Consider the following 20,804-nt stretch of genomic DNA (forward strand, 5'->3'; position numbering starts at 1 on the left):
CCCAAGAACCCGAAAAAGACCACCAAAGACCAGAACAAACGCGACACGACCGTGGCTTATAGGACAAAAGGGGCTGCGGACTGTTTATTGGACATTATCGCTTAAAACCGCTTGACGATGCTCCACAATCGTTAAACCATCGAACTTCAAGGTAATACGCTTCTGGTTATAGAAGAACATATACTCGTCTATCGCCTCGCATAACTCATCGGTTGTAGCCCACTTCTTCCCGTGATAAATCTCGGTTTTCATCCGCCCGAAAAACCCCTCACAAGCAGAATTATCCGGACTACACCCCTTCTTCGACATCGACCGCGTCAACCCGTAACGCCGCGTAAGCTCAATCCAGGACACAGACCGGTAGTGGACTCCCCGATCCGAATGGATCACGAGTGGATGCTCACTCTGGCCGGCTTGTAGCTCGTTTAGACGCTGGTGCGGGAGGGTTGCCAGGGCGTTTTCAAGGGAGGAATCAGCCAACACTGAGGTTGGGTGTAATCCCCTCGTATACGCCACGACTTTCCCGTCATAACAGTCAATAATCGGGGAGAGATAAACCTTCCCGTTAGCTGCGTGGAACTCGCTGATATCCGTGAGCCAAAGCCGTCCGGGCTCATCAGCGTGGAAGTCACGCTCGACTAGGTTTTCCGGTGCCGGGCTGATCTCCCCGCCGTAACTAGAGTACTTCCGGCGTGCTTTGGCATACCTGACCGGGATTTCCTCTTCCCGCATCAAGCGCTGGATGACTTTCTCCGAGACCACATACCCAAGCTTTCTAAGCGCTAAACGGATACGCCGATACCCATACGTATACAAGCCCTCGCGCGCGATCTGAGCGATCAACTCACGCAAGCGAGCATGCTTGTCAGGCCGCTCTAGCTGTTTAGCGGTGTAATAGTACGAGCTTGCCGGCAAATCCAAGGTATCTAAGACCATGGCTAGCGGCGTGGTAGAGCGTAGCTGGTTAGCTACCCGTGTTTTCTCTACCGCTTCACTGCGCCCGCCTGTGCGGGCTTTTCCTTTTTTTGCTAGCTCGAGCTGGGCTTTCAAGACGCGTTTCTGCACGATTAAATCGGCTACAAGAGCACGTAATTCTTCCGGGTCTTGGGGTAGCTGGGCTTCCAGTTGGTGGCGGGTTTTCGCTTTGATCTGGTCGCATTCTTTCTCGTTCATGAGTCCTAGACTGCCTTCCGCATCCCACTTTTTAACCCAAGCATAGATGTTTGTGCAGTTCACGATTCCTAGATCCTGGGCGATAGTGTAGGCGTTTTCCCCGCTGCGGAATCGCTTGCAGGCAGTTACTTTCACGTCCGTTGATATTTTCTGGTTAGGGGCGTGTTTCTTCGGTTTTCTCTGCTCTGGTTTCTCGTTGCTATTCCGGATCCATTTGTAGAGCGTGTCTCGGCCTGGGTAGCCCAGTTTACGGACTGTGGCGGTTACCGATTGCGTGCGTTGGTAGGTGGTGAGGGCTTTACGGATCTGCTCTCTCGTGTACGTACGCTTACTCATTGAACGTTCTCCTTAAAAATCTCTAGGAAACCGTCCGCACCCCCAAGTGTCCTATAGGCCCGCACCAACCCCGACTTTCCCGCACCAGCTCAACAAAAACTAAGCCCCCAAGCCGATTGTCCGGCTTGGGGGCTAAACCTATTGCGGAGGATGGGGGATTCGAACCCCCGAGGGCTTGCACCCAACACGCTTTCCAAGCGTGCGCCATAGGCCACTAGGCGAATCCTCCAGGGCAGTTTTAAACTGCCTGTACAGCTTAGCGTAGATTCGGGCATGAGCACCACTCAGCATGATGAGGTGATGCCCACGTTATTCGATCACCAGTTAGTTTGATCGCCGATTATTCAGTCGCCAGTCAGTTCGATTACCGATTACTCGATTGCCAACTACCTGATCGCCGATCACTCAATCGCCAAGTTGCTCAGCACGTGCGCGCCGGGTAGCTGCGCGAGCAGCGCACCCGGCACCACGAGCTTCGAGCGGCGCAGCCCCGAGCCGATAAGAGCCGTCCCGGCAGCCACCCGCTCATCAATCAGGAGATTCCATGCGGCCGGAACCCCAACCGGGGAAATCCCGCCGTACTCCATACCCGAAGCTTCCACCGCCAGCTCGGTAGGCCAGAACGAAGCCTTGCGAACGTTGAGGAACTTCTTCACCACGTGGTTTACATCCGCGCGGGTAGTTGCCCGCACCACGCAGGCAGCCACCCGTTCCTCACCTTCGCGCTTGCCGGCCACCAGCACGCAATTACACGACACCGCCAAATCGAGCCCGTAATGCTCCGTCATCGGTTCGGTATCCGCGAACTCCGGATCAATCTCCGTGACCAGGGCTTGCGCGCCCAGTTCAGGATGGTTCTGTGCAACGGCCTGCAAACCTGCCGCCACCGGCGCGGCCAGCAAATCCAGATGCTCAAGCGCCGGCTGCCAGGGAAGATCACCGAGCAGCGCGCGATCCACGTTCGCGCTGTAGGAAAGTGAGCTGCCCGAAACTGCGCTAGACGAAACCGAGCTGCCCGGAACCGCGCTGTAAGAAACTTCGGGTACGGATTCACTCATATAGATACTCCTTGATTTCTGGGGCTAGTTCTCCTTACGTGTGACGGGCCCGAGCACCAGGCTGGCCCAGGAACTGTGCAGCGATTCCTGATCGGAAGGCTGGAAAAGCCCGGCCAGCACATCGCGGTAGAGCCGCGAAAGTTCATGACCTGCGTAATACGAGCTTCCCCCGCAGGCGCGGATGCATTCTTCGACGGTGCGCAGCGACGCTTCCGCCGCCGCATTCTTGGCCGCGGAGAAACGCGGGTATTCATCCGCCCCGCCCAGCTCCCCGCTGTCAATATGTGCGGCCAGTTCGCGTAGCTGCGGACCCACCGCGTTCATTGTGAGCGCGGCTTCCGCAATGCGCCAGCGAATATCGGGATCATTTGCGTAAACATCATTGTGGAGGACCGAGCGGCGCTTCTTAACATGCTCCACCGCAACCTCAATGGCGCGTTCACCAATGCCCTGGTAGGTGGCCCCGAGCAGAATCTCAAAATTGGAGAAGATGCCGTAAACAACCGGTTCCTTATTCGGGCCCGGCGCCACGATCCCCAGCACGTTTTCATCGCGAAGTAGCGCGCCGTCCAAAACCGTGGAATTGGATTGGGTGGCCCGCATCCCGAGGGTGTTCCAATCGTCCTTGATGGCGAAGCCGCCGTCGCCCCGTTCAACCAGGCCGAAAACGTCACGCACCCCGGAGTCATCCTTGAGCGCGCCGAAAGTCATGAGGTAATCCCACGCGGGCGCGAGGGACGTGAAAACTTTGGTGCCGTACAGCCGGTATCCCGCCTCATCGCGTTCGGCCCGGGTGAGCGAACCGAAAAGCACCAGGTCATTACCAGGTTCAGAAATACCGAAAGCGAACAGCTTACCGGCCGCGGCTTCGCGCAGAATCTTTTCCCCGGCGGCTACGTCGTTGCGCACCAGGTGGCGGCCGAGCCCCACAATAATCTGGTGCATATTAATGCCCAGCGCAGTGGCTGGAGCGTACTTCGCCAAACGGGTCTGTTCCGCGCAAATCTCCACCAAGCTCAAGCCGGCCCCGCCGTATTCCTTGGGGACAAAAGCGCCGTAGTAGCCGGCCTGCTTCAAATCTTCGTAGTCCTCACGCGGGAATTCATTGGCGGCATCCACCGCCGCCGCCCGCGAGCGCAGTGTTTCCAATAGATCTTCGGTAAGGAAAGCCATTGATTCTCCCTGTTGTTGTGGACGACGGCGATACTCCCGCCATCGCGGGGACCGCCCACTCACGCTAGAGAGTGTACCGCGGGCCTCCGACACAAAAAATGGTGAAAATGAAGCCGGGGGATCTCCCCGTGTTTCTCCCCGTGTTTTGCATTCCCCGCGAACTCGTTTAGACTGGCACCTGACTCCCCACGTGGCGTCATCTTGCAAAACTCCCCCAGGGCCGGAAGGCAGCAAGGGTATGCGGGCTCTGGCGGGTGCGTGGGGCGTCTTGTATCTACCATCTTGTATCCACAGGTTTTTTGCGCGCGTGATTCGTGTCGTAGGTACCCCGTAGACTGATACTCGTGAGCATGGCATTGTATCGGCGGTATCGCCCGGAGCGTTTTCAAGATGTTATCGGCCAGGAGCAGGTAACTCGTCCCCTCATGGCTGCGTTGCGCGGGGAGCGCACGGTGCACGCCTATCTCTTCTCCGGCCCGCGCGGGTGCGGGAAAACTACCTCGGCGCGCATCCTTGCCCGCTGCCTGAATTGTGCGCAGGCGCCCACGGATACGCCGTGCGGGGAATGTGCCTCGTGCCGGGAACTGGCGGGGGATGGCCCCGGTTCGCTGGACGTGGTAGAAATGGACGCGGCCAGCCACGGCGGGGTGGATGATGCCCGTGACCTGGTCGAACGCGCGGCTTTTGCCCCTAGCCGGGATCGCTACAAGATTTTCATTATTGACGAAGCCCATATGGTCACCACTCAGGGTTTCAACGCTCTGCTCAAACTCGTGGAAGAACCTCCGGCTCATATCAAGTTCATTTTTGCCACTACGGAGCCGGAAAAAGTTATCGGCACTATCCGCTCGCGTACTCATCACTATCCGTTCCGCCTGGTCTCCCCGGCGCGCATGGAGGAATACCTCTCGCAAATCTGCGCGGAGGAAGGCATCACTCCGGAACCGGGGGTGCTCGGTTTGGTGGTGCGCGCGGGCGGGGGATCGGTGCGTGATTCCCTCTCGGTTTTGGACCAGCTCATGGGCGGTTCGGAAACCTCCACGCTGTCGTATTCTCAGGCGGTTGCGCTGCTGGGTTATACGGATAGCGGCTTGCTGGATCGCGCGGTCACCGCCATTGCCGAAAGTTCGGGCAGCCAGCTTTTCGGCGTCGTCGAAGAACTTATCGGTGCCGGGCACGAACCGCGCCGTTTCGTGGAAGATCTGCTCCAGCGCCTGCGCGATCTGATCGTCATCGATTTGGCGGGGGATGCCGCGGCGGACGCTTTGGGTGAATTACCGCAGGATCAGCTGGCCGCTATGCGCACCCAGGCGCAGGCTTTGGGGGTGGCGCGCGCCACCGAAAGTGCCGAGCGTGCGAACGAGGCGCTTTCCGCGATGGTGGGCGCTACCTCGCCGCGCTTACAACTGGAATTGCTCTGTGCTCGGCTTTTGCTTCCCGGCAGCGGGGCGGCGCCTTCGGGGAGCGGTTCCGGTGGCGCGGCGCGGGAAAGCGGCGCGGCGCGCCCCGTTACTGGACCCGCGGCAAGTGGTGGAAACGCGCGGAAATCGCCGCAGGATATTGCGCGGGAAAAGGCCCGGGCAGCCGCCGCTGCGGCCGCAGCGCAGCGCGGGGCCCCGGTAGTTCCGGGTTCTGCTAGCGTTCCGGCTGCGTCTGCGCCGCAGCCTGTTACTTCCGTTCCGGTACAGAACGACGACGCCGCAACTCCCACCCAGCCCGCTCCTCAACAGGCTAAGGAATCGTCCGCGGCGCCAGCTGCAGCTCAGCCGCTGGAGCAACCCGCGCAGCCGGTGGAGCAACCCGCGCAGCAGCGTGCTCCGCAAGCGGAAGAACACCCGGCTCAGCAGGCGGTTCAGCCAGCCGGTGAACCAGCAGTGCAGCAACCGCGCGAAGGTAGTGTGGAGCGGGTGGCCGCTCCGGAGGAATCGGGGCCGGATCACGCTGCCGAGCTCACGGCCCGGTGGGCGGAGGTAGCCTCATCCGGGCGTTTCGCCCAAGCGATTTTCTCCGGGCCTACCAGGGTGCTCGGCTCGCGGGGAAACCAGGTTGCCCTGGAGTTTTCTTCGGAGAAGGTGCTCGGCGCCCTCCAAGATCCGCGGAATGTGGAGCGTTTGAGTGCCCACCTTTCGCATTTCACCTCGGTTCCGGTCACCGTGCGGGTTATTTCCGCGGCCCCTCAGCAGGCCGATGCCCCGGGGCAACCGGGTAGCGCGGGTCAGCCGGCTAACGCAACGGTTGCGGAGAATCCCCAATCGCCAGCTACAGCTCAGCCGCGCCCGAGCGGTCCCGATGGCGGTGGTGCCCACCCAAAAGCTAATGCCGCCACCGCGGCGGCCGCTCCTGCTCCTGCTCCCGCCAGCGCTGCCGGTGCACCCGCACGGCAGGAAGCAGTCCGCGGTGCAGGTAGCGCGGCCGCGGATGATGAGTGGCCTGAACCTGAAGAACTCTCCGATCCGGATGACGCGGAAGACTACCCGCCCAGCCGGCAACAAGCCGCGCCCGGAAATGCGAGCTCTGGCGCGGCCAGCCCTGGCCCGGCTAATTCCGGATCAGCTAGCCCCGGATCAGCTAACCCTGGCGGGGAGATTCCCTTCTATCTTCAAAACATGCCCATGCCGCAGCCTTTCGCCGGCCCGAACGATATGCCGGCATCCCCGGGAAGTCCGGCACTAGGTGGCAGCCAACTCGCCGCGGCGCAGCCCGCAGCAGGGCAGGTAGCTGCGGGGCAGCCAGCCGCACCTGAGCCCACGCAGGATTTCCATATCCCGCGCCCGCCGCAGCGCACCCAGGAAGTCCCCACCTATGACGCCCGGGAACACCTACGCCAGCTTCGCCACGGAGCAGCGGGGGGCAACGCGCCTGCGGGGAGCGCGCCCGGCGGTAGGGGAGCCACGGGCCCTGGGCCNCACTCACATACTCGGAGTGCTAACAGAGATTCTGGCACTCTCACGGCGTGAGTGCAAGCTGTGGTTCAGGTACGACGACGCAGCAGCCATCCGCCAGAAAAGCGCGATATGCCCGCAATTGCGCGCGCCCGGCGGTAGGGGAGCCACGGGCCCTGGGCCCAGTGTCAATGCACCCGCTGCGCCGGCCAGCTCCGCGCCAGCCGGTCCGAACAGCCCGCATAATTCCGCGCCGCAGGCGGGGGTGGGGTATTCTACTGAGGAGGATGATGTCTCCTTGGATGATCCCACAATCGAGCAGAGCAATGTTGTCGGTCTGCAAGTTGTGGTGGAAATGCTCTCGGGAACCATCGTTGAAGAAATTGATACCGCACAAGGAGGAATGTAGTGGCGGGGGTGTATGACGGCGCCGTGCAGGAGCTCATTGATGAGCTCGGGCGCCTGCCGGGCATCGGCCCGAAAAGCGCCCAACGCATTGCCTTCTACCTCCTCGAACAAGAAGAACCTGAAGTGCGGGCGCTCGCGGAAGCCATGCTCCGGGTCAAGGAACGGGTTCACTTCTGCCAGATCTGCGGCAACGTGACCGAAGCTGATATCTGTTCGCTGTGCTCAGATGCCCGGCGTAGTGATGCCGTGATCTGCGTCGTCGAAGAAGCCAAAGACATCATGGTCATCGAACGCACCCGCGAATACCGCGGGCGCTACCACGTGCTAGGCGGCTCCATCAACCCCATCCAAGGTATCGGCCCGGAAGACCTGCGCATCCGCGAACTCCTCACCCGGCTCCAAGATGGCCGCGTCACCGAAGTCATTATCGCCACCGACCCCAATATTGAAGGCGATGCCACAGCGGCCTACCTCATCCGCCTCCTCACCCCCATCGGAATCGCGCTCTCCCGCCTCGCCTCCGGACTCCCCGTGGGTGGAGACCTCGAATACGCTGACGAAATCACACTCTCGCGCGCCTTCGAAGGTCGCACCCGCATTACCAGCGGCACAACCGCCACCACCACAAGCACAGAAACCACCGGCACGGGCACCACGAACACACCCGGCACGGGCACGGAAACCACGAGCACGCCCGGAACAGGCATGACAGACACGAGACGAATGCCCTCGGTGGTTCCGGGCACCACGCCTTCCGCCCCAGTTGCGGAAACGCACGGCGAGCACAACTAAACAGCTCAGTCCGGGATCACCGTAAAGCACAGCGCACCGCCCCAATGAGGCACCTCGCACAAAGCGGTACTTCGCACAAAGCGACGCTTCGTATAATGCGGCATCTCGCTCATAAGAGCACCGAGCAGGAGAACAATCTCACCTGAAAATCTCGGAAAGCCCCGCAGGCGGCCCCGCGCTTCCAGTTACCATTAGTAAGTCTCGGAAAAATAGGAGTTAATGTGGCACTCATCGTGCAGAAGTTCGGGGGATCCTCGGTCGCCGATCCCGCCGGACTCAGACGAGTGGCGAAACGAATTGCCCAGACCAGCAAAGCCGGAAACAAAGTCGTTGTTGTGGTTTCCGCCATGGGAGACACCACCGATAATCTCTTGGACCTCGCCCACAACGTCACCGATAACCCGCCCGCGCGGGAACTCGATATCCTCCTCACCGCGGGGGAACGCATCTCCATGGCCCTCCTCGCCATGGCCGTCAATGACGAAGGCGTCGCGGCGCACTCGTTCACCGGCCAGCAAGCCGGCCTGCACACCGATGCACGCTACGGCAATGCCTCCATCACCGGGATCGTTCCCGAACGCATTTTCCGGACCGTGCAAGACGGCGCCGTCGCCATTATTGCCGGATTCCAAGGCGTGAACGACACCAATGACGTCACTACCCTCGGGCGGGGCGGCTCCGATACCACCGCCGTGGCCTTCGCCGCCGCCCTCGGCGCGGACGTATGCGAAATCTACACGGACGTGGATGGCGTGCTTTCCGCGGACCCGCGCATCGTCCCCGCGGCCAGCCAACGCCGCGAACTCAGCTACGAAGAAACGCTAGAATTAGCGGCACACGGAGCGAAAGTGCTCCACCTGCGGGCGGTGGAATTCGCCCGGAAATTCAATGTGGCCTTGCACGTACGATCATCATTCTCCGAGAACGAAGGGACGTGGATAGTGGAAGAAACCGCGAAACAGGGCGGATACGAAGACGCCGTCGTCGTCGGAGTGGCACACGACCGCAACCAGGGCAAAATCTCGGTCACGGGCGTGCCCAATCTTCCCGGATCCGCCGCGAAAATCTTCTCCTGTGTGGCCGAAGCGGACTGCAATATTGACATGATCGTGCAGAACACCGCGCTTACCCGGGTGGGCCTGAGCAATATTTCCTTCACGGTTCCCCGCGATCAGGTGGACCTCGCCGTCGCCGCGCTACGCGCCAACCAGGCCGAATTCGGTTTCGAAGACATCGCCGTCAGCTCCGAAATCGGCATCCTCTCCATCGTGGGCGCGGGCATGCGCTCCCACAGCGGCGTCTCCTCCAAGCTGTTCAAAACCCTGGGGGATAACGGCGTGAACGTGGATATGATCAGTACCTCGGAAATCCGCATTTCCGTGGTGGTAGACCCGAATGTGCTAGACGCGGCCGCCCGCGCGGTCCACACCGCCTTCGGGCTGGATGCCAGCGAAGAAGCAATCGTTTACGGAGGGACAGGCCGATGAGCATCACCTTGGCAGTAGTGGGAGCAACCGGGCAGGTCGGGCGGGTTATGCGCGCCCTGCTGGAAGAACGCGACGTTCCGGTGGACCGGGTGCGGTTCTTTGCGACGGCGCGCTCAGCCGGCACCGAACTGCCCTTCCGCGGCAACAACATCGTGGTGGAAGATATTGCCACCGCTGACCTGGCCGGCATTGATATCGCGGTGTTCTCCGCTGGCGGGGATGCCTCGCGCACCTACGCGCCGAAGTTCGTTGCGGCCGGTGCCGTCGTCGTCGATAATTCTTCCGCGTGGCGCCGCGACCCGGACGTGCCGCTCGTCGTATCCGAAGTCAATCCGCAGGATATCGCGCGCCGCCCCAAGGGCATTATCGCCAACCCGAATTGCACCACCATGGCCGCGATGCCCATCCTCAAGCCGCTGCACGATGCCTACGGGCTCACTCGTCTGATCGCCTCCTCCTACCAGGCGGTCTCCGGTTCCGGGGTGCGGGGCGTGCACGAGCTAACCACCGGGGTGCGCGCCGCGCTGGGCGGGGATGTGGAAGCCCTCGCCTTGGACGGGCACGCCGTGGAACTGCCCGAACCTGAGGTGTACCGGGCTCCCATCGCTTTCAACGCGGTCGCTTTTGCCGGGAACCTCGCCGCGGACGGCAGCGGCGAAACCGACGAAGAACAAAAACTACGCAACGAATCGCGCGAAATCCTCGGCATCCCGGACCTCGCGGTAGCCGGAACGTGCGTGCGCGTGCCGGTGTATACCGCGCACGGGATGTCCGTCAACGCGGAATTTGAGAAGGAGGTCGACGTCGCAGCTGCAATCGAGCTCCTCAAAGGTGCTCCCGGTGTAGAAGTGGTGGACCTGCCCAATCCGCTCGATGCGGCTGGCAAGGACCCCTGCTTCGTGGGGCGCATCCGCCGCGATCCTTCGGTGCCGGGCGGGCGCGGGCTGGCCTTCTTCTGCGTGGCCGATAACCTGCGCAAGGGTGCGGCCCTCAATACTATTCAGCTCGCGGAGCTGGTTATTAAGGAGCTCACGGAGAACAGCGCGGCCTAAGGTGTGACCGCGGGAATCTCCCCGGTTTCCCCGTCCAGGAAGGTGGATTCGTCACGCCGGTGGCGCAGCACTTTCTCCACGAAGGAGGCCACGGCCTCGGCCTGCGGCACATCGCGCTGCTGGTCTTCGGAGATGAACCAGCGGTGTTCCAGGATTTCGTGGAAGAGCTCGGCCGGCTCCAGTTTCGCGGTGAGTTCGGGCGGGATCGCGGCCACGGTCGGCTCATAAACATCCGCGAGCCAATCGTGGGCGATCATCATATCGGATTTGCCGCTCTTATTGTGGAGGGCGGCATATTCGTCAATATCGTTGAGGATGCGGCGGGCCTGGTTTTCTTCCACATCCAGGCCGGTCAGGCGCCACACCTTGCGCGAATAGTGCCCGGCTTCCACGATCTTGGGTTGGATGAGGAGGCGGTCTTCGTCCGGGCCGGAATCGATAGCGATCTCGTCCACGTCAAAGCCCAGGTCGTTGAGGCGGCGCACCCGCTCCGTGACCTTCCACTTTTCATCCGGGCCGATGGCCACCTGCGCGGTGATTTCCTCCCACAGTTCGAAGTAGCGATCCGAGAACGTATCGCCCACCCCGATGGTGTCGAAATCTTCGGGAAGCACCCCGCCGGCCTGCAAGTCCATGAGCTCGCCAATAATATTCGTGCGGGCCACGTCGATATCGTATTCGCGTTTGCGCTGGGTGATGGGGCTGTAAAGCTCCCCGGTTTCCGCGTCCACCAAATACGCGGCGAAAGTTCCCGCGTCGCGGCGGAAGAGGGTATTCGACAGCGATACATCACCCCAGAAGAATCCGAGGAGATGGAGCCGCACCAGGAGCACAGCTAGACCGTCAATCAGTTGGGCGATGGTGGCGCGCCGGTGTTGCTGCCCGAAAATCGCGCGGTAGGGAAGGGAGAAGGGGAGGTGCTCGGTGATGAGGCAGGCGTTGAGGGCATTGCCTTCCGCGTCGGTGCGTTTGGAGACCACCGCCACCGGTTCCACCGAGGGCGCCCCGAGGCGCTTGAGGGTGCGCAGCAGTTCGTATTCGCGTACCGCCACCAGTTCGGAAATTTCCTTAATGGCGATGATCCGCCCGGAGAGTCGCACGAAACGCACGGTGTGGCGGGAAATACCGCGCGGGAGCGCAGCGATGAGATCGCGCGGCCACTCTTCGAGCGCCACGTTCCACGGCAGATCGAGGAGATCAGGTTCAACGCTAGCCGCCATAATGGATAGCGAGGATCGCATGAGTGTCCTTTCCGGGAGTAGCTGCGGCTTAATCGTAGCCGAAAGCTCGAGAGCCCGGCGCGTTCGGGCGCGCTCGGGTAGTTCGGCGCGCGGGCGCGCTAGGCCGGTGCGGGGCTCGGGTTCTCCGCCACGAGCGCGCCGTCTACGAGCGCGCCATCAACCAGCGCCCCCGCCTCCACCATCCCGGCTTCCTCCAGGAAGGCCCGCACGGGCGGAGTGAGGTCCGCCAGAATTTCCGCGGGGGTCCCCACCTGCTGGAGGGCGCCATCCACCATAACGCCCACCCGATGGGCGCAGCTGAAAGCCTCGCGCGGATCGTTTGTTACGTACACCGTGGTGATGCCGGTGCGTTCCTGAAGCACGGCAATCTGTTCGCGAATCTCATCGCGAATTTCCACATCCATATTTTTCAGCGGCTCATCCATGAGGAAAATTCGGGGCCGGCGCACCACCGCCCGCCCCATGGAGACCCGCTGGCGTTCGGCGCGGGTGAGCTGGGCTGGTTTCGCGTCCAGGAACTCGGTGAGCTCCAAAATATCTGCCGCTTGCGCCACCCGCGCGGCGATATCATCTGGGTCCGCCCCGGCAATTTTCAGGTGGAAGCCCATATTATCCGCGACTGTCATATGCGGATACAGGGCGTAATTCTGAAATACGATCACTACATCGCGCATGGACGGCGGCAGCGCGGTCACATCTTCACCGTCCAGCAGCACCGACCCGTAATCCACATCCTCCAGCCCCGCAATCATGCGTAAAACCGTGGATTTTCCGGAGCTGACCGGGCCGGTGAGGGCGAAAAATTCGCCGTCGTTGATATGGAGATTCACGTGGTCCACCGCTGGCGCAGGCGCATCGGGATAGTACAGTGTCGCATTGACGAGTGACACAGAAGCCATGGGAATTCTCCATCAGTTATAGCGGTCGGCATTGACACGCTCATCCACTATTATGCCACGTCAGGAACGGGAATACGAGAGTGAATTCCCGCTAAAAATGCGCGGGCCGGCACACTTCGGTATTTTTGAGGTATGCGGGAGGAAATTGGTGGCTATCGGCTGGTGCGGCGCATTGGCTTCGGCGGCATGTCCACGGTCTACGAGGCGGTGGACGGCGCCGGCACCCGCGTGGCCCTGAAACTCCTTCACCCCGCGGCCGTGGATGGGGCGGCCGGGCGCGAACGCCTGCGCCGCGAGGTTGCGATGTTGCAGCGGGTGCGTGGGCCCTACGTTGCCGAAGTCCTCGATGCCGAAACGGATGACGAGGATGCTTTTATCGTCACCCAGCTGGTGGAAGGCCCCACTCTCGCGGAGGACGTGCGCGTGGACGGCCCCTACCCGCCCGCGGAATTGGTTACCCTTGCCCGCCAGCTGCACGCCGCGGTCACCTCGGTGCATCGCCTCGGGGTGCTGCACCGCGATCTCAAACCCTCGAACGTCATGCTCGGCGCGAACGGCCCGGTCCTCATTGACTTCGGCATCGCGCAAACGGGTGGCGATAGCCGCCTCACCATGTCCGGCGCGGTCACCCACACTCCCGGCTACCTCGATCCGCGGGTGCTGCGCGGCCACGCTCCAGACGAAGCCGCTGACCTGTGGGCGCTCGCCGCGGTCATCGCTTTCGCCGCCACCGGTCACGATCCCTACCCGGGCGCGAACCCGGCGGTGATCATGCGTCGCGTCCTCGAGGGGGACGTGGACGTGACCGGCGTGCCGCCGCGCATCGCCCACGCCCTGCGCGCCGCGCTTGCCGAGCCGGTAGAGCAGCGGTGGGGGATTGATGAGGTAGTTGCGGCCCTTGCGGATCCGGTTTCATGGTACGACGACGCCGCTACCGCACCCCGCGCCCTGCCCACCCAGCTGGATGCAACCGTGCCGGCGGCCCTTCCCGGGGCGGCGGCGCCGAGCTATAACGCCACGGATAGCGTTCCCAGTGCGTTCCCGGAAACCTGGCCCCAACCCATTTACGCCGGCTCGGCCACCGCGCCCTATCCGGAAGCCAGCGCTTATCAGCAAGCCGCGCCGGGCCCTGCGGCGCCCGCCACCGCGCCCTATCCGGAAGCCAGCGCTTATCAGCAAGCCGTACCTGGCCCCGCCGCACCTTTCGCTTCCCAGCCAGAAGCCGCACCCTATCCGGGCGCCGCACCGCTAGAACCCGCCCCGCTAGAACCCGCCCCGCTCCCGCCGTGGGCCCGCCCGCCTCGCCGCACCCCCGTCCTCAGCTTCGTGCTGGGCGGGTTGCTATGTGCGCTGGTGGCTGCCTGGCAGATCGCCGGATATGTGGGATATGCTCTCGTCACGGTGTGCCTGGCCTTTGCGGAGCGGAACGCAGCGCGGCTGCGGCGGCGTCGTGCAGAAGAAGGCGGGCCGTTCCGCGGCGAACACCTGGGCCAAATTCTGCGCGCCCCGCTCACCCTCGCGGAAAGCTCCCTCAGCGTGATTCCGCTACACGGCGTGGGGCTCCTCGCGGTTACGCTCGGCTACGTGGCGGCGCGGTTGGGCGGGCTCACCGGCCCGGGCGCGGGCACGGTGGCGGCGCTCGCGGGCGTGGGAATCTCCTGGCTCGGCCCGAGCGGGCGGATAGCGCGCGGCGGCAGCGCGGTCATCTTCGCCAAGCTCGCCCCCACCCGCCCATACCGGGCCTTTTGGGCTGTGGTGCTGGCCGCCGGCGCGGCCGCACTCGCGCTCCTGGCGCTCTCCGGGGTGCTCGGCGTGCCCGCGCATACCCCGCTCAGCTTCGGGTACTTCGGCGAACCGCTGGTCACGATGGTCGAGGATATTGTGGGCGGCGCGGGGCGCTAAACGGCCGGAGCACCCGGCAGCGCAGCCCGCCAAACCTCCACCAAACCTCCCGCGCGGGCAATGTCACCCGGCCGGCCCTCACTTTTCCCAGGGAAAGCGGCGATAATTGACATGTTAAAGTCAGGGTGAAAGGCGCAGTGGCCGGCTGGCCGCAGGCGCGTCGTCGTAACCGAGGGAAAGTGAATGGCACAGACTCAGAAGAATAACCGGCAAAGCTCCGCGGCGCAGCGGCGTGAAACCGCGCGCGCGGCGGCGGCCCGGCTCCAGGAACAGGAAAAGAAGCGGGCGCGGCGCAATCGCGCGCTCGCGGTTGTGGCGGCTGTTGTGGTGGTGGCGCTCATCGCGGCGGCCGTGTGGTTCATCCTCTCGAATAAGAAGGATGATGCGGGCGCCCCGGCCTCGCAGGAAAGTTCCGCGGCCGCGTACCCGAGCGCTCCGGCCACCGCGCTGGCCGAGCGCCCCGCCCCGAAGGTCACCGCGCAGCTGCCGAAAAACGTGACTCCGGATGTGGGGGTGAGCGTGGGCAGCTCGCTGGCGGCGGGCACCGTGAACGAAGGCAAGCCGGTGGTTGATATTTACTTCGACTACCTGTGCGTGTGGTGCAACCGCCTGGAAACCTCCTACGCGGAGGAGCTCACCCAGCGCGCGAAGAACGGCGAAATCACGCTGGTCTACCACCCGCTCGTGGTGGAATCGCAGTACGAATTCTCACACACTGCCTCGGCCTCGGCGCTGTGGGTGGCCGAGCATCGCCCCGATGTTTTCGCGGCCTACCACAACGAAATTTTCGCGATGACGGCCCCGCTCTTCGAATCGAAGGAAAAGGTGCCGGTGCCGCAAACCGCGCAGCTGGCCGAACTCGGTAAGAAGGCTGGCCTCACCGATGCCGAAGCCGAGCAAATGATCGCGGACGTTTCCGTTGGGGACGGCAAGCCCGCCATGTACTCCGAGCTGCTGGGCCAGTCGCTCCAGCAGTTCAGCGCCGACGGCTTCACCGGCACCCCCACCGTGCTCCTCAACGGCAAGCAGGTGGCGGACTGGACTGACGGCAAGCTCGGCGCCGCGCTCGACGCCCTCAAGTAGTGCCCTCGGCGCCGCGTGCCCTTTCGGTACGACGACGCCGCAGCGGGGCGGCCGCTTCGCGCCGCCCCGCTGGGTGCTAGCTCCCGGGATCCCTATTTGTTCCAGAGGGGGGATTCTGGCATGATAAACTCTGGTTCCTTGCTCGGTGGGTGTGCCGGGCAAGAATTGCCTCCGTAGCTCAGTTGGTAGAGCAGCTGTCTTGTAAACAGCAGGTCACAGGTTCGAGTCCTGCCGGGGGCTCCGATGTAACACATATTTCAGAAACACCATTCGCGCGAAGTGGCTGTTGGTGTGACGTAGCGGCGTGGGAGTAGACGAGTCGGGTGAACCGGATGCAACGGGCGAACCGGGTGCTTGCATAATAAAATGTGTAAAGATGCAGGTCAGTGGCTTGTGAGTAGGTGATCTGGCGGTGGTTCGGGCGGCGATGCGTGAATAGTGGTGTCTTTCTCTTAACAAATATGCAAGGAAATCGGTTAAGGTATGTGATTGAAGGCCACTCACACGTGGCTATTCGTGCCAAGCTAGAAAAGTTTTGCGAGAAGGGATAGATCTCGCTGGTTTTCTGGTGGCGGGATAACGAAGCGAACATTGTGTTTGCTTGAAAAAGGACTGAGAAAGGCTGTCTTGATGTTCAAGATTGGGAAACGGGTTGCGGCGTCTGTTGCTGCGCTCGCTGTTGTGACGGGGGGGGGGTAGCGTCTTATAGCTTTGCGGCCGAGCATACGGTGAAGGACCTTGTGGTCGCGGTTGTGGCTGATGGTACCCCCGAGTTCACCGCTGATGATGGGCCGGGCAAGGACAGCGGCCCAAAGAACAACATTGTGCGTTCGCTGGATACTGTTGATTATGAGGTGTCCTGGCAGGTCACCAAGGATGGTGACTATACGCTCGAGGCGGAGCTCCCTGCTGGTGTGGAGTTTGCTCCGGGTTCTGATTCGTTTTGTAAGAATGCCGGCAAGGCGATTTCTAATGACCTGACCTACCAGAATAAGAACACGCTTCGCTGTGAACTCACGGGTATGGCTGGGCAGTCCGTGAAGTCGGCGGTGAAGGTGTTTGTGCGCCGGGCTGCGAATGGCTCGGTGATCCCGCTCCAGTTCACGGCTGGTGGTGCTACTTCGAATAAGGTGTCGACAACGATGTCGGCAAAACCAGACTTCACCGCCAGTATGGACGGTATTACTGCAAAAGCCAGCTGGGAAACTATCAGCGGGAATATTAATTCTCACTCGGTTGTGCACATCGAATCGCCTCGTCCGGACTCTGGGTTAAATAAGGGCTTGGAGGCATTAAGTGGAGACTACCGTGTCGAGATTCCGGTGACCGCTCCTGAAGGAACGATTTTCACGTGCGCAACAGATAGGGTTTGGGGCTACCCGCGTGAAAAATATGGTAGTCATCCGGACAATTCTTCTCTCCGCAATAGCGGCGAATGCGGTGAAGTAACCGTCACGGATGGGAAAGTAGTATTTACTGTTACTGGTGCTGATCTGACGGCGTCCTCTTGGCCGATCAGAGACTATATGGATCGGGCGTGGAACAGAAATATTATTGCTTTCGTAAAACTGTATTACACTGTCCCTGCAGACAAAGCCACCGGTGACACGGCTATTACGCTTGGCAAAGCGCAAATCTACGCCACCACTCTCAGCGGAGCGGAATACCCGATTACCTCAGCAACTGAACCGTTCACACGTCCTGTTATTGATGCCTCCCAGCCTGTTCTTCACTCGGAAATTCATAATCAGTGGAAAACGCCGGATTATTACGCTCCGGGGTATGCAATCTCGAAAGAACAGCCAGTGGGAATTACTTTCGCCTCTTGGTTCCCAAACTCCGGTAATTTGAAAAATAAGCACGCTACCTTGTGTGCCATGTTCCCACCTGACCAACTTAATGTTGTGAAGGTTGAGAACGAGCCTGCTGAGTATTATCGCGGTGACGCTGATTCCATGGCTGATGGTTTCTCCTGCGGAATGTTTGGGGATGGGACAGAGGGCTGGAGTAGTGACGCTACAGACATGAGCGATGTAAAAGCGGTGCGGGTTAAAGGAAGATGGCCGATCTCCTTGCCTCAATTAAATAACCAAAACGCTTCTCGCATCGATATGAGCATGATCCGCTCCGTTGGTGATACATCGGCTATAGGTACGCAGTTGCCTATACGCTTCATGGTTACTGCTGACGGACAAGTCGTTGCGAACGAGTCGGTAACGGCGAGTTATCACTCCTCGTATTTTACTGCTGTTGATGGGACCTTTGGTTTGAATCCGGCCTGGGATAAGGCGGATGGTTTGTTTGGTCAGGTTCGTAACCTGAATCTTGGTTTCACCGCGAAAGATGGCCTCACCGAAGGCACGGTCGCGGCCACGCTTCCGGCGTGTTTGAAAGTCACTAACCCCGGCACCAGCGGAACCCTGACCCCGGCCGCGGCTGATGTGAACCGTGAGGATTGCTCTGTTCCTGGGGATACTGTTTCGTTCCCGGTGGTGGATGGTAACCCGAACTATGTAGTGCAGGCCCAAGTTGTGGCGAAGTCCCCGCAGACCGGGACCACGAAGGTTATCCTAGATTCTTCTCAGCAGCCGCTGAGCGAGGTACGCCGCTCTAAGAGCATCTCGTTCACTACAGGTCTGGTTGAGCAGGCCACCGCGTCTGTTTCCACCAGCGCTCCTGACAACGTCGTGACGTTGGAGAACGGTACCGCGAGCATTCCGTTGACGCTCTCGTGGGGTAACGCCACCACCGGTGATGCCATGGGTGAGCTGGTGTGGCAGGTGCCCGAGAACGTAACCCTCGCATCGGTTGGTGAAGTACCGGGTGATGCTTCGGTGCAATGCACGACTCAAGATCGTGGCCAAGTAACAACCGCTCTTGCGGCTGACAAGTCGGGTAAGACCCTGACCTGGGTTGCCTGCCCGACCGAGACTGCCGCTCTTGCGGCTGTGACGGCGGTGAAGGTTTCTACCGGCACTCTGGCCTCGACTGCAACCGGCACCCTGCCCGTGAACGTTACCGCTAACCAGGTTGGTGACGTGAATACGTCGTTTACCGCGGGTGTCTTCACGACGACTGGTGATGGCAAGGTTGAGTTCAGTGAGGCTACTCCGCTCTCGGTGTATGTCCGTGAGCCTGCCCCGGCAGATACGGTGACTGAGGGTGAGTGGGAGGATGCAACTGACCAGAATGCTAAGAATTGTGACACTAAGCAGGTGACGCAGACTCGTACCGTGACCACGACCCCGCACAAGTGGGATGCTGGCTCGAAGACCTGGGTTGCTGACCCGGAGCACGCGATCACGAAGACTGAGACCCAGACGCGTGCTATGAGTGATGAGGAGCTTCAGGTTTGTACCCCCAAACCCGCCGATGACGTGAAGACAGCCGAGTGGGTGGACGGGACCGGTAGCGATGCGAAGAACTGCGCGGCTAAGACCGTCTCGCAGACTCGCAGCAAGACGACCACGCCCTATAAGTGGGATACCGTCTCTAAGACGTGGGTTTTGGATGCAGATAAGGTGAAGGTTGAGTCCGAGACTCAAACCCGGCCCATGACCGACACGGAACTTATGGCGTGTGCGATTCGCCCCGCCGACAAGGTCGATACCACCGAATGGGTGGATTCTACCGATGAGGGTGCGAAGGATTGCCAGACTGGCAAGGTCAAGCAGTCTCGCACGGTCACCACGACCTCGTATAAGTGGGATGCGGCTACCAAGACGTGGGTGGCTGATACTGACAAGGCCCGGGTCGTGACTGAGTCTCAGGTTCGGGATATGACCGACGCTGAGCTTCAGGTCTGTAGCCCTAAGCCTGCTGACAAGATCGACAACACCGAATGGGTTGACTCGACTGATGAGGGCGCTAAGGATTGCCAGACCGGTAAGGTCAAGCAGTCTCGCACGGTCACCACGACCTCGTATAAGTGGGATGCGGCTACCAAGACGTGGGTGGCTGATACTGACAAGGCCCGGGTCGTGACTGAGTCTCAGGTTCGGGATATGACAGATAGCGAGTTGCAAGAATGCACCGTGAACCCCGGCCTCAAGGCTGAAGAAACCGAATGGACTGACTCGACAGACGCGGGTGCTAAGGACTGCCAGACTCGCAAGGTCACCCAGACCAGGACTGTGACAACCACGCCGTATAAGTGGGATAGTGTCTCGAAGAAGTGGGTGCTTGACACCGAGAACGTCACCTCTAAGACGGAGACCCAAACTCGGGATATGAACGAGGACGAGGTGAAGGTATGTATGGCTGGTACCGGTGTACCCACGTATCCGGATCCGACACCTGTCCCGCCGGGCGGGAAGATCATTATTGATCCGATCAACGGGCCCGATAACCCGGCCCAGTGTGAACCGACTGGCCCGGTAACCCGCGCTGACGGGGTAGTTGTGACGGTGGATAAGGATTGTAAGGTCACGATCACTATCCCTGAGGGCAAGAATCCTGGCGAGCTGACTCCGCCTGTTGAGGTGACACCTAAGTATCCGACACCCGATAAGCCGGTTGTTACTGTGCCGGTGAAGGTGGTTGATACCCCGGATTGGGATGATGGGTCTACGACCCCGGGCACCCCGGTAACTATCGAGAAACGCAAGGGCGAAGTGCCTGAGGGCACGACAACTCAGGTTACTGGTCCTGGTACTGCGGTGTTGAACCCTGACGGCTCGATTACTGTCACCCCGAATGAGGGAGCAACCCCTGGTGAGAAGATCACGGTCAAGGTGGTCGATAAGGTAGGCAACCCCCTCGACGAAGTAACTGTCACGATTACGGAGCCGAAACCAGCCCCGGATTGGGATGATGCGATCACGGGTCCGGGTAAGAAGGTTGACGTGCCTAACAAGGGCGGGGACGTGCCTCCTGGCACCACGGTTACCGTGAACGGCCCGGGCAGTGCGGTCTTGAACCCGGATGGCAGTATCACTGTTACCCCGAATGGGGATGCTAAGCCTGGTGAGAAGATCACCATCACGGTCAATGACGGTAAGGGTAAAGAATTGGATTCGTTTACCGTGAAGATCGGCAAACCCAAGGCCACTACCAAGAATCTGCCCGTGACTGGTGCGACTACCGCGGGCATGGCTGGCCTGGCGGTTGCGCTCATGCTGGCTGGTGGGCTGATCGCCTGGCAGCGTCGTCGTAACTAAACAAAATAAGAGCCATGTCGGCTAGCCCCTTTGAGTGTATGAGGGGGCTGGGGGTGGTAGGTGAATGTACGAAACTGGTTTACCTACCACCCCTACTTATTTCCATTGCGCTAGCCGTGCAGTTGTGGCGGTGCTAGCCGTGCAGTTTTGCTTGCGCTA

12 protein-coding genes, 2 tRNA genes, 1 other RNA gene and 1 pseudogene are annotated in these 20,804 nt (G+C 61.0%); 10 read left to right on the forward strand and 6 right to left on the reverse strand.

The genetic code is table 11. From position 1 onward, the window contains the following. Window positions 1-84: 84 nt before the first annotated feature. From CZ322_RS04125 to CZ322_RS04140, 4 genes are all read right to left on the reverse strand, one after another. On the reverse strand, window positions 85-1,509 hold the full coding sequence (locus CZ322_RS04125; RefSeq protein WP_087069845.1) for an IS3 family transposase: 1,425 nt from the start codon (window positions 1,507-1,509) through the stop codon (window positions 85-87). 144 nt (window positions 1,510-1,653) lie between these two features. Beyond that, window positions 1,654-1,738, reverse strand: a tRNA-Ser gene (locus CZ322_RS04130). Between the two features lie 172 nt (window positions 1,739-1,910). Further along, complete coding sequence (locus tag CZ322_RS04135; RefSeq protein WP_234984457.1) at window positions 1,911-2,567, reverse strand: YbaK/EbsC family protein; 657 nt, start codon at window positions 2,565-2,567, stop codon at window positions 1,911-1,913. Window positions 2,568-2,591: 24 nt separating this feature from the next. Further along, window positions 2,592-3,740 (reverse strand): acyl-CoA dehydrogenase family protein, encoded by a 1,149-nt coding sequence (locus CZ322_RS04140; RefSeq protein ID WP_087070333.1) that lies wholly within the window; start codon window positions 3,738-3,740, stop codon window positions 2,592-2,594. Window positions 3,741-3,917: 177 nt separating this feature from the next. Between CZ322_RS04140 and ffs the strand changes: the two genes are divergently transcribed. The 6 genes and pseudogenes from ffs (at window position 3,918) to CZ322_RS04165 (ending at window position 10,361) form a co-directional block, all read left to right on the forward strand. Continuing rightward, window positions 3,918-4,014, forward strand: an RNA gene (ffs, locus tag CZ322_RS04145) — signal recognition particle sRNA small type. Window positions 4,015-4,090: 76 nt separating this feature from the next. Continuing rightward, entirely contained in the window at window positions 4,091-6,697 is a 2,607-nt protein-coding gene (locus CZ322_RS10090; protein ID WP_234984546.1) for a DNA polymerase III subunit gamma and tau, read from the forward strand. Further along, the gene (locus CZ322_RS09865) at window positions 6,663-7,031 is read left to right on the forward strand and encodes a hypothetical protein (RefSeq protein WP_143231841.1); all 369 of its coding nucleotides are present in this window, start codon (window positions 6,663-6,665) and stop codon (window positions 7,029-7,031) included. The genes CZ322_RS10090 and CZ322_RS09865 overlap by 35 nt, the downstream gene beginning before the upstream one ends. Beyond that, a pseudogene (gene recR, locus CZ322_RS04155) lies at window positions 7,031-7,636 on the forward strand (recombination mediator RecR); the annotation flags it as partial. The gene CZ322_RS09865 and the pseudogene recR, both read left to right, overlap by 1 nt. A gap of 407 nt (window positions 7,637-8,043) precedes the next feature. Next, the gene (locus CZ322_RS04160; protein WP_087070336.1) at window positions 8,044-9,309 is read left to right on the forward strand and encodes an aspartate kinase; all 1,266 of its coding nucleotides are present in this window, start codon (window positions 8,044-8,046) and stop codon (window positions 9,307-9,309) included. Beyond that, window positions 9,306-10,361: an aspartate-semialdehyde dehydrogenase gene (locus CZ322_RS04165; RefSeq protein WP_087070337.1), complete on the forward strand. Its 1,056-nt coding sequence runs from the start codon at window positions 9,306-9,308 to the stop codon at window positions 10,359-10,361. Before CZ322_RS04160 ends, CZ322_RS04165 begins: the two co-directional genes overlap by 4 nt. Here the strand turns inward: CZ322_RS04165 and CZ322_RS04170 are convergent. After that, window positions 10,358-11,602 (reverse strand): DUF4032 domain-containing protein, encoded by a 1,245-nt coding sequence (locus tag CZ322_RS04170; RefSeq protein WP_087070338.1) that lies wholly within the window; start codon window positions 11,600-11,602, stop codon window positions 10,358-10,360. The two genes, CZ322_RS04165 and CZ322_RS04170, sit on opposite strands and share 4 nt — an antisense overlap. A 98-nt stretch (window positions 11,603-11,700) precedes the next feature. Then, window positions 11,701-12,501: an ABC transporter ATP-binding protein gene (locus tag CZ322_RS04175; RefSeq protein ID WP_087070339.1), complete on the reverse strand. Its 801-nt coding sequence runs from the start codon at window positions 12,499-12,501 to the stop codon at window positions 11,701-11,703. A 132-nt stretch (window positions 12,502-12,633) separates the two neighbouring features. On the opposite strand from CZ322_RS04175, the gene CZ322_RS04180 reads away from it, so the two are divergent. The 4 genes from CZ322_RS04180 to CZ322_RS04195 all read left to right on the forward strand — a co-directional run bounded on the left by CZ322_RS04180 (window position 12,634) and on the right by CZ322_RS04195 (window position 20,645). Continuing rightward, window positions 12,634-14,403, forward strand: coding sequence for a serine/threonine-protein kinase (locus tag CZ322_RS04180; RefSeq protein ID WP_087070340.1), 1,770 nt, complete (start codon window positions 12,634-12,636; stop codon window positions 14,401-14,403). Between the two features lie 183 nt (window positions 14,404-14,586). Beyond that, window positions 14,587-15,486 carry a DsbA family protein gene (locus tag CZ322_RS04185; RefSeq protein ID WP_087070341.1) on the forward strand — a complete coding sequence of 300 codons (900 nt, stop codon included), beginning with the start codon at window positions 14,587-14,589 and terminating at the stop codon, window positions 15,484-15,486. 167 nt (window positions 15,487-15,653) lie between these two features. Further along, window positions 15,654-15,726: transfer RNA gene (locus tag CZ322_RS04190), tRNA-Thr, on the forward strand. 488 nt (window positions 15,727-16,214) lie between these two features. Further along, entirely contained in the window at window positions 16,215-20,645 is a 4,431-nt protein-coding gene (locus tag CZ322_RS04195) for an Ig-like domain-containing protein (protein ID WP_143231842.1), read from the forward strand. Window positions 20,646-20,804: the final 159 nt, after the last annotated feature.

Source organism: Actinotignum timonense (genome assembly GCF_900155575.1).
In the GTDB taxonomy this organism is placed as follows: domain Bacteria; phylum Actinomycetota; class Actinomycetes; order Actinomycetales; family Actinomycetaceae; genus Actinotignum; species Actinotignum timonense.

Coding starts and splice junctions, on each gene's coding strand:
- CZ322_RS04125 (WP_087069845.1), bottom strand. CDS start 1,509: ATGAGTAAGCGTACGTACACGAGAGAGCAGATCCGTAAAGCCCTCACC.
- CZ322_RS04135 (WP_234984457.1), bottom strand. CDS start 2,567: ATGAGTGAATCCGTACCCGAAGTTTCTTACAGCGCGGTTCCGGGCAGC.
- CZ322_RS04140 (WP_087070333.1), bottom strand. CDS start 3,740: ATGGCTTTCCTTACCGAAGATCTATTGGAAACACTGCGCTCGCGGGCG.
- CZ322_RS04165 (WP_087070337.1), top strand. CDS start 9,306: ATGAGCATCACCTTGGCAGTAGTGGGAGCAACCGGGCAGGTCGGGCGG.
- CZ322_RS04170 (WP_087070338.1), bottom strand. CDS start 11,602: ATGCGATCCTCGCTATCCATTATGGCGGCTAGCGTTGAACCTGATCTC.
- CZ322_RS04175 (WP_087070339.1), bottom strand. CDS start 12,501: ATGGCTTCTGTGTCACTCGTCAATGCGACACTGTACTATCCCGATGCG.
- CZ322_RS04180 (WP_087070340.1), top strand. CDS start 12,634: ATGCGGGAGGAAATTGGTGGCTATCGGCTGGTGCGGCGCATTGGCTTC.
- CZ322_RS04185 (WP_087070341.1), top strand. CDS start 14,587: ATGGCACAGACTCAGAAGAATAACCGGCAAAGCTCCGCGGCGCAGCGG.